12 protein-coding genes are annotated in these 13671 nt (G+C 70.9%); 10 read left to right on the top strand and 2 right to left on the bottom strand.

Translation table 11 applies throughout. The features are described from left to right. Positions 1-87: 87 nt before the first annotated feature. The 8 genes from ruvC to IE252_RS13090 all read left to right on the top strand — a co-directional run bounded on the left by ruvC (position 88) and on the right by IE252_RS13090 (position 9193). Positions 88-633: a crossover junction endodeoxyribonuclease RuvC gene (gene ruvC / locus IE252_RS13125; RefSeq protein ID WP_190089555.1), complete on the top strand. Its 546-nt coding sequence runs from the start codon at positions 88-90 to the stop codon at positions 631-633. Beyond that, positions 630-1235: a Holliday junction branch migration protein RuvA gene (gene ruvA / locus IE252_RS13120; protein ID WP_190089554.1), complete on the top strand. Its 606-nt coding sequence runs from the start codon at positions 630-632 to the stop codon at positions 1233-1235. The genes ruvC and ruvA overlap by 4 nt, the downstream gene beginning before the upstream one ends. Before the next feature lie 25 nt (positions 1236-1260). After that, complete coding sequence (gene ruvB, locus IE252_RS13115) at positions 1261-2340, top strand: Holliday junction branch migration DNA helicase RuvB (RefSeq protein ID WP_190089553.1); 1080 nt, start codon at positions 1261-1263, stop codon at positions 2338-2340. A 169-nt stretch (positions 2341-2509) separates the two neighbouring features. Then, entirely contained in the window at positions 2510-2971 is a 462-nt protein-coding gene (gene yajC, locus IE252_RS13110; protein WP_190089552.1) for a preprotein translocase subunit YajC, read from the top strand. A 144-nt stretch (positions 2972-3115) separates the two neighbouring features. Then, on the top strand, positions 3116-4885 hold the full coding sequence (secD, locus tag IE252_RS13105) for a protein translocase subunit SecD (protein WP_190089551.1): 1770 nt from the start codon (positions 3116-3118) through the stop codon (positions 4883-4885). 1 nt (position 4886) lies between these two features. After that, entirely contained in the window at positions 4887-5981 is a 1095-nt protein-coding gene (gene secF, locus IE252_RS13100) for a protein translocase subunit SecF (RefSeq protein ID WP_190089550.1), read from the top strand. Further along, the gene (locus tag IE252_RS13095; RefSeq protein ID WP_190089549.1) at positions 5978-6520 is read left to right on the top strand and encodes an adenine phosphoribosyltransferase; all 543 of its coding nucleotides are present in this window, start codon (positions 5978-5980) and stop codon (positions 6518-6520) included. The genes secF and IE252_RS13095 overlap by 4 nt, the downstream gene beginning before the upstream one ends. A gap of 195 nt (positions 6521-6715) precedes the next feature. Beyond that, a complete protein-coding gene (locus tag IE252_RS13090) occupies positions 6716-9193 on the top strand; it encodes a RelA/SpoT family protein (RefSeq protein WP_190089548.1) in 2478 nt (825 codons plus the stop codon). A gap of 119 nt (positions 9194-9312) precedes the next feature. Here the strand turns inward: IE252_RS13090 and IE252_RS13085 are convergent, their stop codons facing one another. Both IE252_RS13085 and IE252_RS13080 read right to left on the bottom strand, forming a co-directional pair. Further along, positions 9313-10542, bottom strand: a complete 1230-nt coding sequence (locus tag IE252_RS13085) for a DUF349 domain-containing protein (RefSeq protein ID WP_190089547.1) — start codon at positions 10540-10542, stop codon at positions 9313-9315. Between the two features lie 175 nt (positions 10543-10717). Continuing rightward, positions 10718-11506, bottom strand: a complete 789-nt coding sequence (locus IE252_RS13080; protein ID WP_190089546.1) for a peptidylprolyl isomerase — start codon at positions 11504-11506, stop codon at positions 10718-10720. Positions 11507-11654: 148 nt separating this feature from the next. Here IE252_RS13080 and IE252_RS13075 point away from each other — a divergent pair, with 148 nt between their 5' ends. After that, positions 11655-12365: an MBL fold metallo-hydrolase gene (locus IE252_RS13075; protein ID WP_190089545.1), complete on the top strand. Its 711-nt coding sequence runs from the start codon at positions 11655-11657 to the stop codon at positions 12363-12365. 14 nt (positions 12366-12379) lie between these two features. Continuing rightward, on the top strand, positions 12380-13642 hold the full coding sequence (hisS, locus tag IE252_RS13070; protein WP_190089544.1) for a histidine--tRNA ligase: 1263 nt from the start codon (positions 12380-12382) through the stop codon (positions 13640-13642). Positions 13643-13671: the final 29 nt, after the last annotated feature.

Below are 13671 nucleotides of genomic sequence, written 5' to 3'. Positions count from 1 at the left end.
GATGGGACACGTCCCACCGGCCCGCCGCTGTTGTCGGTGGCAGCGGATAGCCTGGCAGGAAGTCGAAGATCACCGAGGGGAGGGGCCGTGCGCGTTCTCGGAGTGGACCCCGGGCTGACGCGGTGTGGCGTGGGCGTCGTCGAGGGCGTCGCGGGCCGGCCGCTCACCATGCTCGGCGTCGGTGTCGTGCGGACCCCCGCGGACGCCGAGTTGGGCCACCGCCTCGTCGCCATCGAGCAGGGCATAGAGGCGTGGCTGGACGAGCACCGGCCCGAATTCGTCGCCGTGGAGCGGGTGTTCAGCCAGCACAACGTGCGTACGGTGATGGGCACCGCCCAGGCCAGCGCCGTCGCCATGCTCTGCGCGTCCCGCCGCGGCATCCCGGTCGCCCTGCACACCCCCAGCGAGGTCAAGGCCGCCGTCACCGGCAGCGGCCGGGCCGACAAGGCCCAGGTCGGCGCCATGGTCACCCGGCTCCTCAGGCTCGAATCCCCGCCCAAACCGGCCGACGCGGCGGACGCGCTGGCCCTCGCCATCTGCCACATCTGGCGCGCCCCCGCCGTCAACCGCCTCCAGCAGGCGCACGAGCAGGCCCGCCGTGCCCAACTCTCCGTAAAGAAGGTCACGCGATGATCGCCTTCGTCAGCGGCCCGGTCGCCGCCCTCGCCCCCGACACCGCGGTGGTCGAGGTCGGCGGCGTCGGCATGGCCCTCCAGTGCACCCCCAACACGCTGGCCTCCCTCCGCATCGGCCAACAGGCCAAGCTCGCCACGTCGTTGGTGGTGCGCGAGGACTCGCTGACGCTGTACGGCTTCGCGGACGACGACGAGAAGCAGGTCTTCGAGCTGCTCCAGACCGCCAACGGGGTGGGCCCCCGGCTCGCCCAGGCGGTCCTGTCGGTGCACACCCCGGACGCGCTGCGCCGGGCCTTCGCCTCCGGCGACGAGAAGGCGCTGACCGCGGTGCCCGGCATCGGCAAGAAGGGCGCCCAGAAGCTCCTCATCGAGCTGAAGGACCGGCTCGGCGCGCCCGTCGGCAGCGCCCCGGCCGTCGGCGCCCCGGTCACGGCGGGCTGGCGCGACCAGCTGCACGCCGCCCTGATCGGCCTCGGCTACGCGACCCGGGAGGCCGACGAGGCGGTCGCCGCCGTCGCCCCGCAGGCCGAGGCCGACGGGAAGCCGAACATCGGAGCGCTCCTGAAGGCCGCGCTGCAGACCCTCAACCGCGCCCGCTGACCGAGCCGACGAGAGAACCACACTGATGAACTGGGACGAGACCGGAGCCGACGCCACCGACCCGAGGCTGGTCGACTCGGTGGCCGACGGCGAGGACCAGGCCGTGGAGGCCGCCCTGCGCCCCAAGGACCTGGAGGAGTTCGTCGGCCAGGAGAAGGTCCGCGAGCAGCTCGACCTGGTGCTGCGGGCCGCCCGCGCGCGCGGCGCCACCGCCGACCACGTGCTGCTCTCCGGCGCCCCCGGCCTCGGCAAGACCACGCTCTCGATGATCATCGCGGCCGAGATGGGCGCCCCCATCCGCATCACCAGCGGCCCGGCGATCCAGCACGCGGGCGACCTCGCCGCGATCCTCTCCTCCCTCCAGGAGGGTGAAGTCCTCTTCCTCGACGAGATCCACCGGATGTCGCGGCCCGCCGAGGAGATGCTCTACATGGCGATGGAGGACTTCCGGGTCGACGTGATCGTCGGCAAGGGCCCCGGCGCCACCGCCATCCCGCTGGAGCTGCCCCCGTTCACCCTGGTCGGCGCCACCACGCGCGCGGGGCTGCTGCCGCCCCCGCTGCGCGACCGCTTCGGCTTCACCGGGCACATGGAGTTCTACGAGCCCGCCGAGCTGGAGCGGGTGATCCACCGCTCGGCCCGCCTCCTCGACGTGGAGATCGACCCGGCGGGCGCGGCCGAGATCGCCGGCCGCTCGCGCGGCACGCCCCGTATCGCCAACCGCCTGCTGCGCCGCGTGAGGGACTACGCGCAGGTGAAGGCCGACGGTGTGATCACCCGAGAGATCGCCGCGAAGGCCCTGGGCGTTTACGAGGTGGACGGCCGAGGGCTCGACCGGTTGGACCGGGCGGTGCTCCAGGCCTTGCTGAAACTGTTCGGTGGCGGCCCGGTCGGCCTGTCCACGCTGGCGGTCGCCGTGGGGGAGGAGCGCGAGACCGTCGAGGAGGTGGCCGAGCCCTTCCTCGTCAGGGAAGGCCTGCTCGCGCGGACCCCCCGCGGGCGCGTCGCCACCCCGGCCGCCTGGGCGCACCTGGGCCTGGTCCCGCCCCAGCAGGGCCAGGGCGGTGTCTCGGGAAGCGGACAACAGGGGCTCTTCGGGCCGTGACGGCGCGGGTGGGTGCGCGGGGAGGAACCCCGGTGGGATGCTGGGCGTTGTTCCAGCTGTGCGGACTCGCTTAGACTCCGCCGATGCCGCCCTTACATTTACAGGTCGGCATACCCACCCCCAGATCAGGCCGCACTCCTTGCGCGGTCGTGCGAAGGAAGTTCGTCCCGTGAGTCTCGTGACCCTTCTCCCCTTCATCGTCCTCATCGGGGCCATGTTCCTCATGACCCGCTCGGCGAAGAGGAAGCAGCAGCAGGCCGCCTCGATGCGCGAGGAGATGCAGCCCGGCACCGGCGTCCGCACCATCGGCGGTATGTACGCCACGGTGAAGGAGCTCGGCGACGACACGGTCCTTCTGGAGGTGGCGCCGGGAGTCCACGCCGTCTACGCGAAGAACGCGATCGGCGCGGTCCTCTCCGACGAGGAGTACAACCGCATCGTGCACGGCGACTCGGGCGAGACGCCCGACCTCCCGGCCGTGCCGGACGACGCCTCGTCGCTGACCGAGGCCGCCGAAGAGGCGGCCGAGGCCGCCCCGGCGGACAAGATCGACCTGGGCAAGAAGGACGAGGCGGACGACGCCGCCGCGCCCAAGGACGGCAAGGCAGACGGCGAGTCGGACGCGAAGTAGCCACTCTCGGGGACCGCTGGGCGCGCACCCGCGCCCGCCGGTCCCGCCGAGGGTGACGACTTCCACGGGGGACGTCCCCACAACACTTCGTGGCCGCCCAGGCGCACACCCGGCGCGGGCGGTTGGACAGGGAGAAACGACAAGGTGGCAGCACCGAAGAAGGGCCGAAGGCCGGCGGGGGCCCAGGGCAGGCCGGGGCGCACCCTGGTCCTGTTCCTGATCGCCATGGTGGCCCTCGCGGGCGGCATGTTCGCCTCCGGGCACAAGACCCCGCGCCTGGGCATCGACCTCGCCGGCGGTACGAGCATCACGCTCAAGGCGAAGGCCGAGCCCGGCCAGGAGAAGGCGATCAACAAGGCCAACATGGACACCGCGGTCTCGATCATGAACCGTCGTGTCAATGGCCTGGGTGTCTCCGAGGCCGAGGTCCAGACCCAGGGCGATCGCAACATCATCGTCAACATCCCCAAGGGGACGAACTCGGAGCAGGCCCGCCAGCAGGTCGGCACCACCGCCAAGCTCTACTTCCGGCCCGTCCTGACGGTCGCCGCCGGCACCCCGACGAAGCCCGCCCCCAGCACCACGCCGAGCCCCTCGGCCAGCAAGGGCGCGGACAAGAACGGCGACAAGAACAAGCCGTCCTCGACGCCGTCGGCCAACCCGAGCTCGAAGTCGACGCCGCAGGGCCGCGCCCTCACCGACGGTCTGAAGGCGGACGGCAAGCCGTCCCCGAAGACGACGCCGCCGGGCACCCCGAAGCCGGGCAGCACGCCGGGCACGACGCCGCCCACCCCGTCCGGCAACGACGCGGCCGCCGTCGCCAAACTCCAGAAGGACTTCGAGTCGCTGGACTGCTCCACCAAGGAGTCGCGCGCCAAGGCCGCCTTCGGCAGCAAGGCCACCGACACGATCGCGGCCTGCAGCCAGACGGGTGACGCCAAGTACATCCTCGGCCCGGCCGAGATCGAGGGTACGGACGTCAAGAAGGCCAAGGCGGTCATCGACCAGCAGCGCGGCATGTGGATCGTCCAGATGGACTTCACGGGCAAGGGCTCGAAGAAGTTCCAGTCGATCACCGGCAAGCTGTCGAAGCAGCAGTCCCCGCAGAACCAGTTCGCCATCGCTCTGGACGGCCAGGTCGTCTCGGCCCCGTCGGTGAGCCAGACGCTCAGCGGCAGCGCCGAGATCTCCGGCAGCTTCAACCAGCGCTCCGCCACCGACCTGGCGAACGTGCTGTCCTACGGCGCCCTGCCGCTCTCCTTCGAGGAGCAGAGCGTCACCACCGTCACCGCGGCCCTCGGCGCCGACCAGCTGCACGCCGGTCTGATCGCCGGTGCCATCGGTCTGGCGCTGGTCATCATCTACCTGGTGCTCTACTACCGGGGTCTGGCGCTGGTCGCCATCATGAGCCTCGTGGTCTCCGCGATCCTCACGTACGTGATCATGGCGCTGCTCGGCCCGGCCATCGGCTTCGCGCTGAACCTGCCCGCGGTCTGCGGCGCCATCGTCGCCATCGGCATCACCGCGGACTCCTTCATCGTGTACTTCGAACGGATCCGGGACGAGATCCGCGAGGGCCGCACGCTGCGTCCGGCCGTCGAGCGGGCCTGGCCCCGCGCGCGGCGCACGATCATGGTCTCCGACTTCGTGTCGTTCCTCGCCGCCGCGGTGCTGTTCATCGTGACCGTCGGCAAGGTCCAGGGCTTCGCGTTCACGCTGGGTCTGACCACCCTGCTCGACGTCGTCGTGGTGTTCCTGTTCACCAAGCCGGTGATGACGCTCCTGGCGCGCAAGAAGTTCTTCGCCAACGGCCACTCGTGGTCCGGCCTGGACCCGCAGCGCCTCGGCGCCAAGCCGCCGCTGCGCCGCTCCCGCCGCACCCCCGCCGCCCCCACCGACCCGAAGGAGGCGTGAGATGTCGCGACTCGGTCATCTCGGCGCCCGGCTCTACCGCGGTGAGGTCGGCTACGACTTCGTCGGCAAGCGGAAGATCTGGTACGGCATCTCGATCCTGATCACCATCACGGCCATCGTGGGCCTGGCGGTGCGGGGTCTGACGATGGGCATCGAGTTCGAGGGCGGCGCGGTCTTCACCACCCCGAAGACCAGCGCCACGGTTGCCCAGGCGGAGGATGTCGCGCAGCGCGCCTCCGGCCACGACGCGATCGTCCAGAAGCTCGGCAACAAGGGCCTGCGCATCCAGATCAGCGGCATCGACACCAACAAGTCGGACGCGATCAAGACCGAGCTCTCCAAGGAGCTCAAGGTCCCGGCCGAGGACATCAACGCCGACCTCGTCGGCCCCAGCTGGGGCGACCAGATCGCCAACAAGGCGTGGACCGGTTTGATCGTGTTCATGATCCTCGTGGTGATCTATCTGGCGATCGCCTTCGAGTGGCGCATGGCGCTCGCGGCCCTGGTCGCGCTGATCCACGACATCACGATCACCGTCGGTGTCTACGCGCTGGTCGGCTTCGAGGTCACCCCGGGCACCGTGATCGGTCTGCTCACCATCCTCGGTTACTCCCTCTACGACACCGTCGTCGTCTTCGACGGTCTCAAGGAGGGCCAGCGGGGCCTCACCAAGCAGACCAGGTTCACCTACAGCGAGATGGCGAACAAGAGCCTCAACGGCACCCTGGTGCGTTCCATCAACACCACGGTCGTCGCGCTGCTTCCGGTGGCGGGCCTGCTGTTCATCGGTGGCGGCGTCCTCGGCGCCGGCATGCTGAACGACATCTCGCTGTCGCTGTTCGTCGGCCTCGCGGCCGGTGCGTACTCCTCGATCTTCATCGCCACCCCGCTGGTCGCCGACCTCAAGGAGCGCGACCCGCAGATGAAGGCCCTCAAGAAGCGGGTGCTCGCCAAGCGGGCCGCCGCCGTTGCCAAGGGCGAGACGGACGAGCCGCAGGACGCCGAGCCGCAGGACGAGGCCGAGGCCGAGACCGCCGGCGCGGTCGTCGGCCAGCGCCGCCAGCCCTCCCGCAACAACCGGGGGAAGCGCCGATGACGGTCTCCACCCAGGAGCTGCTGCTCAGCCGCATCCGTGACGTACCGGACTACCCGAAGCCGGGCGTGCTGTTCAAGGACATCACGCCGCTGCTCGCGGACCCGCAGGCGTTCACGGCCCTGACCGAGGCCCTCGCCGAGCTGTGCGTACGGCACGGCGCGACGAAGATCGTCGGCCTGGAGGCGCGCGGCTTCATCCTGGCGGCCCCGGTCGCGGTCCGCGCCGGCATCGGCTTCATCCCCGTGCGCAAGGCGGGCAAGCTCCCCGGAGCGACGCTCTCGCAGGCGTACGAGCTGGAGTACGGCACGGCCGAGATCGAGGTGCACGCCGAGGACCTGGCCGCGGGCGACCGCGTCATGGTCATCGACGACGTGCTCGCGACCGGCGGCACGGCCGAGGCCTCCCTGGAGCTGATCCGGCGGGCCGGGGCCGAGGTGGCCGGAGTGGCGGTCCTGATGGAGCTCGGCTTCCTGGCCGGGCGCAACCGGCTGGAACCCGCCTTGCGCGGGGCCCCGCTGGAGGCTCTCATCACGCTCTGACCAGGGCGGTAAACCCCGGAAGGCGGGCGTCGGAGGAATCCGGCGCCCGCCTCTCGTGTTTACCGGGTACACCCCGTCACACCCGCCCGGCACGAACCGGCCGCCCAGGATCGATACCATGGGCTTTCCGGGCCTGACCGGGGGACCCGGATCCTCCCCCAGACTCCGTCCGGGGGGACCCTCAGAGGAGCGCCCTTGCCAGACGAGGCCCAGCCACTCTCCGCCGAGCGGCCCGACCAGCAGGCCGAGCAGGCCACGGCGGCCCCCGCCGCGCCCCAGCAGCCCGTGGCGGAGCCCAAGCCGCCCACGCCCCAGCGGCCCCTCGCGGCGGCCCCGGCCCCCAAGCCCACGCCCCCCGCGAGCCCGGTGGCCCGCTCGGGCGGCTCCTCCAACCGCGTCCGCGCCCGGCTCGCCCGCCTCGGAGTGCAGCGCTCCTCCGCGTACAACCCGGTCCTGGAACCGCTGCTGCGGATAGTGCGCAGCAACGACCCGAAGATCGAGACCGCCACGCTGCGCCAGGTCGAGAAGGCCTACCAGGTCGCCGAGCGCTGGCACCGCGGCCAGAAGCGCAAGAGCGGCGACCCGTACATCACGCACCCGCTCGCCGTCACCACCATCCTCGCCGAGCTGGGCATGGACCCGGCGACCCTGATGGCGGGCCTCCTGCACGACACCGTCGAGGACACCGAGTACGGCCTGGACACCCTGCGCCGCGACTTCGGCGACCAGGTCGCCCTGCTCGTCGACGGCGTCACCAAGCTCGACCGGGTCCAGTTCGGCGACGCCGCGCAGGCCGAGACCGTGCGCAAGATGGTCGTCGCCATGGCCAAGGACCCGCGCGTCCTGGTCATCAAGCTCGCCGACCGCCTGCACAACATGCGCACCATGCGCTACCTCAAGCGGGAGAAGCAGGAGAAGAAGGCCCGCGAGACCCTGGAGATCTACGCCCCGCTGGCCCACCGGCTGGGCATGAACACCATCAAGTGGGAGCTGGAGGACCTCGCCTTCGCGATCCTCTACCCCAAGATGTACGACGAGATCGTCCGCCTCGTCGCCGAGCGGGCGCCCAAGCGCGACGAGTACCTGGCCATAGTGACCGACGAGGTCCAGTCCGACCTGCGCGCGGCCCGCATCAAGGCCACGGTCACCGGCCGCCCGAAGCACTACTACAGCGTCTACCAGAAGATGATCGTCCGCGGCCGTGACTTCGCGGAGATCTACGACCTGGTGGGCATCCGCGTCCTGGTGGACACCGTCCGCGACTGCTACGCGGCGCTCGGCACGGTCCACGCCCGCTGGAACCCGGTTCCGGGGCGGTTCAAGGACTACATCGCGATGCCCAAGTTCAACATGTACCAGTCGCTGCACACGACGGTCATCGGCCCCAACGGCAAGCCCGTCGAGCTGCAGATCCGCACGTTCGACATGCACCGCCGCGCCGAGTACGGCATCGCCGCGCACTGGAAGTACAAGCAGGAGGCCGTCGCCGGCGCCTCCAAGGTGCGCACCGACGTACCGAAGAAGGCCGGCAAGGACGACCACATCAACGACATGGCGTGGCTGCGCCAGCTGCTCGACTGGCAGAAGGAGACCGAGGACCCCAGCGAGTTCCTGGAGTCCCTGCGCTTCGACCTGTCCCGCAACGAGGTCTTCGTCTTCACCCCCAAGGGCGATGTCATAGCGCTCCCGGCGGGTGCCACGCCGGTGGACTTCGCGTACGCGGTCCACACCGAGGTCGGCCACCGCACCATAGGCGCACGGGTCAACGGACGGCTCGTGCCGCTCGAATCCACCCTGGACAACGGCGACCTGGTGGAGGTCTTCACCTCCAAGGCGGCCGGCGCCGGACCCTCGCGCGACTGGCTGGGCTTCGTCAAGTCGCCGCGCGCCCGCAACAAGATCCGCGGCTGGTTCTCCAAGGAGCGCCGCGACGAGGCGATCGAGCAGGGCAAGGACGCCATCGCGCGCGCCATGCGCAAGCAGAACCTGCCGATCCAGCGCATCCTGACCGGCGACTCCCTGGTCACCCTCGCGCACGAGATGCGCTACCCCGACATCTCGTCCCTCTACGCGGCGATCGGCGAGGGCCATGTGGCCGCGCAGGGCGTCGTGCAGAAGCTGGTGCAGGCGCTCGGCGGCGAGGAGGCCGCCAACGAGGACATCGCCGAGTCGGCGCCGCCCTCGCGCGGCCGCAGCAAGCGCCGCGCCAACGCCGACCCGGGCGTGGTGGTCAAGGGCGTCGACGACGTGTGGGTCAAGCTGGCCCGCTGCTGCACGCCCGTCCCCGGCGACCCGATCATCGGCTTCGTGACGCGCGGCAGCGGCGTCTCGGTGCACCGCGCGGACTGCGTCAACGTCGACTCGCTCTCGCAGCAGCCGGAGCGGATCCTCGAAGTCGAGTGGGCGCCCACCCAGTCGTCCGTCTTCCTGGTCGCCATCCAGGTGGAGGCGCTCGACCGCTCCCGGCTCCTCTCGGACGTCACCCGCGTCCTGTCCGACCAGCACGTCAACATCCTGTCGGCGGCCGTCCAGACGTCCCGCGACCGGGTGGCCACCTCCCGCTTCACCTTCGAGATGGGCGACCCCAAGCACCTCGGCCACGTCCTCAAGGCGGTCCGGGGAGTGGAGGGCGTGTACGACGTGTACCGGGTGACGTCGGCACGCAGGCCCTGACCCCTTCGCGGGCGCCCGCCGGGGTCTGCCGGGCGCTCGCGGCCTGAGCCGCACACACGAAGGGGGCCTCCCGTACGTCGCGTACGGGAGGCCCCTTCAGGTGCGGCGACGGCGGTGTGTCAGCCGCCGAACTCCTCCAGGCCCTTCAGGGCCTGGTCGAGCAGGGCCTGGCGGCCCTCCAGCTCCTTGGCGAGCTTGTCGGCCTTGGCGTTGTTGCCCGCCGCGCGCGCCGCGTCGATCTGGCCGCGCAGCTTGTCGACGGCCGCCTGGAGCTGGCCCGTCAGACCCGCGGCACGCGCGCGTGCCTCCGGGTTGGTGCGGCGCCACTCCGACTCCTCGGCCTCCTGCAGGGCCCGCTCCACCGCGTGCATCCGGCCCTCGACCTTCGGGCGGGCGTCGCGCGGCACGTGGCCGATGGCCTCCCAGCGCTCGTTGATGCCGCGGAAGGTGGCGCGCGCCGCCTTCAGATCGGTCACCGGGACGAGCTTCTCGGCCTCGACGGCCAGCTCCTCCTTGAGCTTCAGGTTCTCCGTCTGCTCGGCGTCACGCTCCGCGAAGACCTCGCCGCGCGCGGCGAAGAACACGTCCTGGGCGCCGCGGAAGCGGTTCCACAGCTCGTCCTCGGCCTCGCGCTGGGCGCGGCCCGCCGCCTTCCAGTCCGCCATCAGCTCGCGGTAGCGGGCGGCCGTGGTGCCCCAGTCCGTGGACGAGGACAGCGACTCGGCCTCGACGACCAGCTTCTCCTTGGCCTTGCGGGCCTCCTCGCGCTGCGCGTCCAGCGACGCGAAGTGCGCCTTGCGGCGCTTGGAGAACGCCGAGCGCGCGTGCGAGAAGCGGTGCCACAGCTCGTCGTCGGACTTCCGGTCGAGCCGGGGCAGGCCCTTCCAGGTGTCCACGAGAGCCCGCAGCCGCTCGCCGGCCGAGCGCCACTGCTCGCTCTGCGCCAGCTCCTCGGCCTCGGCGACCAGCGCCTCCTTGGCGTGCTTGGCCTCGTCGGTCTGCTTGGCCTTCTGGACCTTGCGCTCCTCGCGCCGCGACTCGACGGTCTCGACGAGCTTGTCGAGCCGCTTCCGCAGCGCTTCGAGGTCGCCCACCGCGTGGTGCTCGTCCACCTGGGTGCGCAGGTGGTCGATCGCGGTCTGGGCGTCCTTCGCCGACAGGTCGGTGGTCTTCACCCGTCGTTCGAGGAGGCCGATCTCGACAACCAGGCCCTCGTATTTGCGCTCGAAGTAGGCCAGGGCCTCCTCGGGAGTCCCCGCCTGCCACGATCCGACGACCACTTCGCCCTCGGCTGTACGCACATACACGGTGCCCGTCTCGTCGACGCGGCCCCACGGGTCGCTGCTCACAGCGCCTCCTCCACATGATGCCGGCGCGAGGGGTTCGGCCCTCGTGGCATCGTCCACAGTTTCCGGGACGGGCCTCGCCCGCCCTCCACAACGCGTTTTCCACCGCGCTGCACAACGCCAATCTAGGCGACCGGCCGCCCGGCTGTCCGCACTCAGCGCGGCCGAATTCCGCGGGTCAGTCCTTGTTGACGGCGGCCTTCGTGATGGTGACGGCCGTCTTCGGCGCGCCGTCCCCGGCGCCGCCGGCCACGCCCGCCTTCGCCACGTCCTGCACCACCTTCAGCGTCGCGGCGTCCATCGTGCCGAACGGCGTGTAGCTGGGCGGCAGTTTGCTGTCCTTGTAGACCAGGAAGAACTGGCTGCCGCCGGTGTGCGGCTGGCTCGTGTTGGCCATGGCGACGGTGCCCGCCGGGTACGTCACGGTGCCGTCCGCGCCCGCCTTGCCGAGTCCCGTCAGGTTCTCGTCGGGGATCGTGTAGCCGGGCCCGCCCGTGCCGTCGCCCTTGGGGTCGCCGCACTGCAGCACGAAGATGCCCTGCGTGGTCAGTCGGTGACACTTCGTGTTATCGAAGTAGCCCTTGTCGGCGAGGGACTTGAACGAGTTGACCGTGTGCGGGGTCTTCTCCGCCGCCATCTTGAACGCGATGTCCCCGGCGCTGGTCTTCAGCGACATCGTGTACGAGGCCTTCTGGTCGATCGCCATCTTCGGCTCCGGCGCGGAGTCCTTGCTCGTCGAGGGCTTCGGGGTCTCGCTCGGCGCGGCCGAGTCCGACTTCTTCTTGTCGTCGCCGTCGAAGGCTCCCGTGGCGAAGGCCGCCCCGCCGCCCACGACGACCACCGCGAGGGCGGCCGCGATGACGGTGTTGCGGAGCTTGGACTTGCGCCGGGCCTCCTCGCGGCGGCGCTGCTGACGCTCGAACTTCTCCCGGGCGAGCTGGCGCCGGCGCTGATCGCTGCTGACCACCGGTGGTCTCCTTGTGCGGTGTAGTCGGGTAGGACGCGTGTACGCGCGGACTGTGCCCGTACCGTATATGGGTTCGCTGTGACAGGAGCAGCGCCGGTAGGCTCTGAACAGCCGCAATCACCCGTCGTACGAGAAATTGAGGACGATCGTGCTCATTGCCGGGTTCCCCGCCGGGGCCTGGGGCACCAACTGCTATCTGGTCGCCCCCGCCGCAGGCGAGGAGTGCGTGATCATCGACCCGGGCCACCAGGCCGCCCAGGGAGTCGAGGACGCGCTCAGGAAGCATCGGCTCAAGCCCGTCGCCGTCGTCCTCACCCACGGCCACATCGACCACTGCGCCTCGGTCGTCCCGGTGTGCGGAGCGCACGACGTGCCCGCCTGGATCCACCCCTCGGACCGGTACATGATGAGCGACCCGGAGAAGGCGCTCGGCCGCTCCTTCGGCGCGCAGATCATGGGCGAGCTGACCGTCGGCGAACCGGACGACGTCAAGGAGCTGACGGACGGCGCGAAGCTGGCGCTGGCCGGTATGGAGCTCACCGTGTCGCACGCGCCCGGCCATACCAAGGGGTCGGTGACGTTCGGGCTGCCCGAGGCGGAGGACATCCCTCCGATCCTGTTCTCGGGCGACCTGCTCTTCGCCGGCTCCGTCGGACGCACCGACCTGCCCGGCGGCAGCCACGCCGAGCTCCTCGAGTCGCTGGGCCGCGTGTGCCTGCCGCTCGACGACTCGACCGTGGTGCTGTCCGGCCACGGCTCCCAGACCACCATCGGCCAGGAGCGCGCCACCAACCCGTATCTGCGGCAGGTGGCCGCCGGCCTGGGAGAGGGCATCGCCTCTCCCCGACGAGGAATGTGACGAGAAGCTTCCCCATGAGTACCTTCCAGGCCCCCAAGGGCACCTACGACCTGCTGCCGCCGAACAGCTCCACCTACCTCGCCGTCCGCGAGGCGATCGCGGCCCCGCTGCGCAACTCCGGCTACGGCTACGTGGAGACCCCGGGCTTCGAGAACGTCGAGCTCTTCGCGCGCGGTGTCGGCGAGTCCACCGACATCGTGACCAAGGAGATGTACGCCTTCGAGACGAAGGGCGGCGACAGGCTCGCGCTGCGCCCCGAGGGCACCGCGTCCGTGCTGCGCGCGGCCCTGGAGGGCAACCTCCACAAGGCCGGCAACCTGCCCGTCAAGCTCTGGTACTCGGGCTCGTACTACCGCTACGAGCGCCCCCAGAAGGGCCGCTACAGGCACTTCTCGCAGGTCGGCGCCGAGGCGATCGGCGCGGAGGACCCGGCGCTGGACGCCGAGCTGATCATCCTGGCGAACGACGCGTACCGCTCGCTGGGGCTGCGCAACTTCCGCATCCTGCTGAACTCGCTGGGCGACCAGGAGTGCCGTCCCGTCTACCGGGCCGCCCTCCAGGACTTCCTGCGCGGCCTCGACCTCGACGAGGACACCCTGCGCCGGGCCGAGATCAACCCGCTGCGGGTGCTCGACGACAAGCGGGACGCGGTCCAGAGGCAGCTCGTGGGGGCGCCGCTGCTGCGCGACTACCTGTGCGACGCCTGCAAGGCGTACCACGAGGAGGTGCGCGAGCTGCTGAACGCCGAAGGCGTCGAGTACGAGGACGACCCGAAGCTGGTGCGCGGCCTCGACTACTACACCCGCACGACCTTCGAGTTCGTCCACGACGGTCTCGGCTCGCAGTCCGCGGTGGGTGGCGGCGGCCGCTACGACGGCCTCTCCGAGATGATCGGCGGCCCCGCGCTGCCGTCGGTGGGCTGGGCGCTGGGCGTCGACCGTACGGTCCTGGCGCTGGAGGCCGAGGGCGTCACCCTCGACATCCCAGCCGCGACCAGCGTGTTCGCGGTGCCGCTCGGCGAGGAGGCGCGCCGGGTGCTGTTCCGCGTGGTCACCGAGCTGCGCCGGGGCGGGGTCGCGACCGACTTCAGCTACGGCGGCAAGGGCCTCAAGGGCGCCATGAAGAACGCCAACCGCTCCGGCGCCCGCCTCACCATCGTCGCGGGCGAGCGGGACCTGGCCGAGGGCCTGGTCCAGCTCAAGGACATGGAGTCCGGCGACCAGGTGGCGGTCCCCGTCACGGAGGTCGTCGAGGCCGTGCGCGCGCGCCTGGCCTGACGCCCGGGTCAACTCGGTACGTACGGCGT

Origin of the sequence: Streptomyces melanogenes (genome assembly GCF_014649795.1) — a bacterium.
GTDB classification, from domain to species: domain Bacteria; phylum Actinomycetota; class Actinomycetes; order Streptomycetales; family Streptomycetaceae; genus Streptomyces; species Streptomyces noboritoensis.
Note: the sequence above shows the minus strand (reverse complement) of the source record. Positions and strands in the feature narration are given on the sequence as shown.

What these genes read in the sequence shown, in the direction of transcription:
- ruvA (WP_190089554.1), top strand. Translation starts at nt 630, where the DNA reads ATGATCGCCTTCGTCAGCGGCCCGGTCGCCGCCCTCGCCCCCGACACC.
- ruvB (WP_190089553.1), top strand. Translation starts at nt 1,261, where the DNA reads ATGAACTGGGACGAGACCGGAGCCGACGCCACCGACCCGAGGCTGGTC.
- secF (WP_190089550.1), top strand. Translation starts at nt 4,887, where the DNA reads ATGTCGCGACTCGGTCATCTCGGCGCCCGGCTCTACCGCGGTGAGGTC.
- IE252_RS13095 (WP_190089549.1), top strand. Translation starts at nt 5,978, where the DNA reads ATGACGGTCTCCACCCAGGAGCTGCTGCTCAGCCGCATCCGTGACGTA.
- hisS (WP_190089544.1), top strand. Translation starts at nt 12,380, where the DNA reads ATGAGTACCTTCCAGGCCCCCAAGGGCACCTACGACCTGCTGCCGCCG.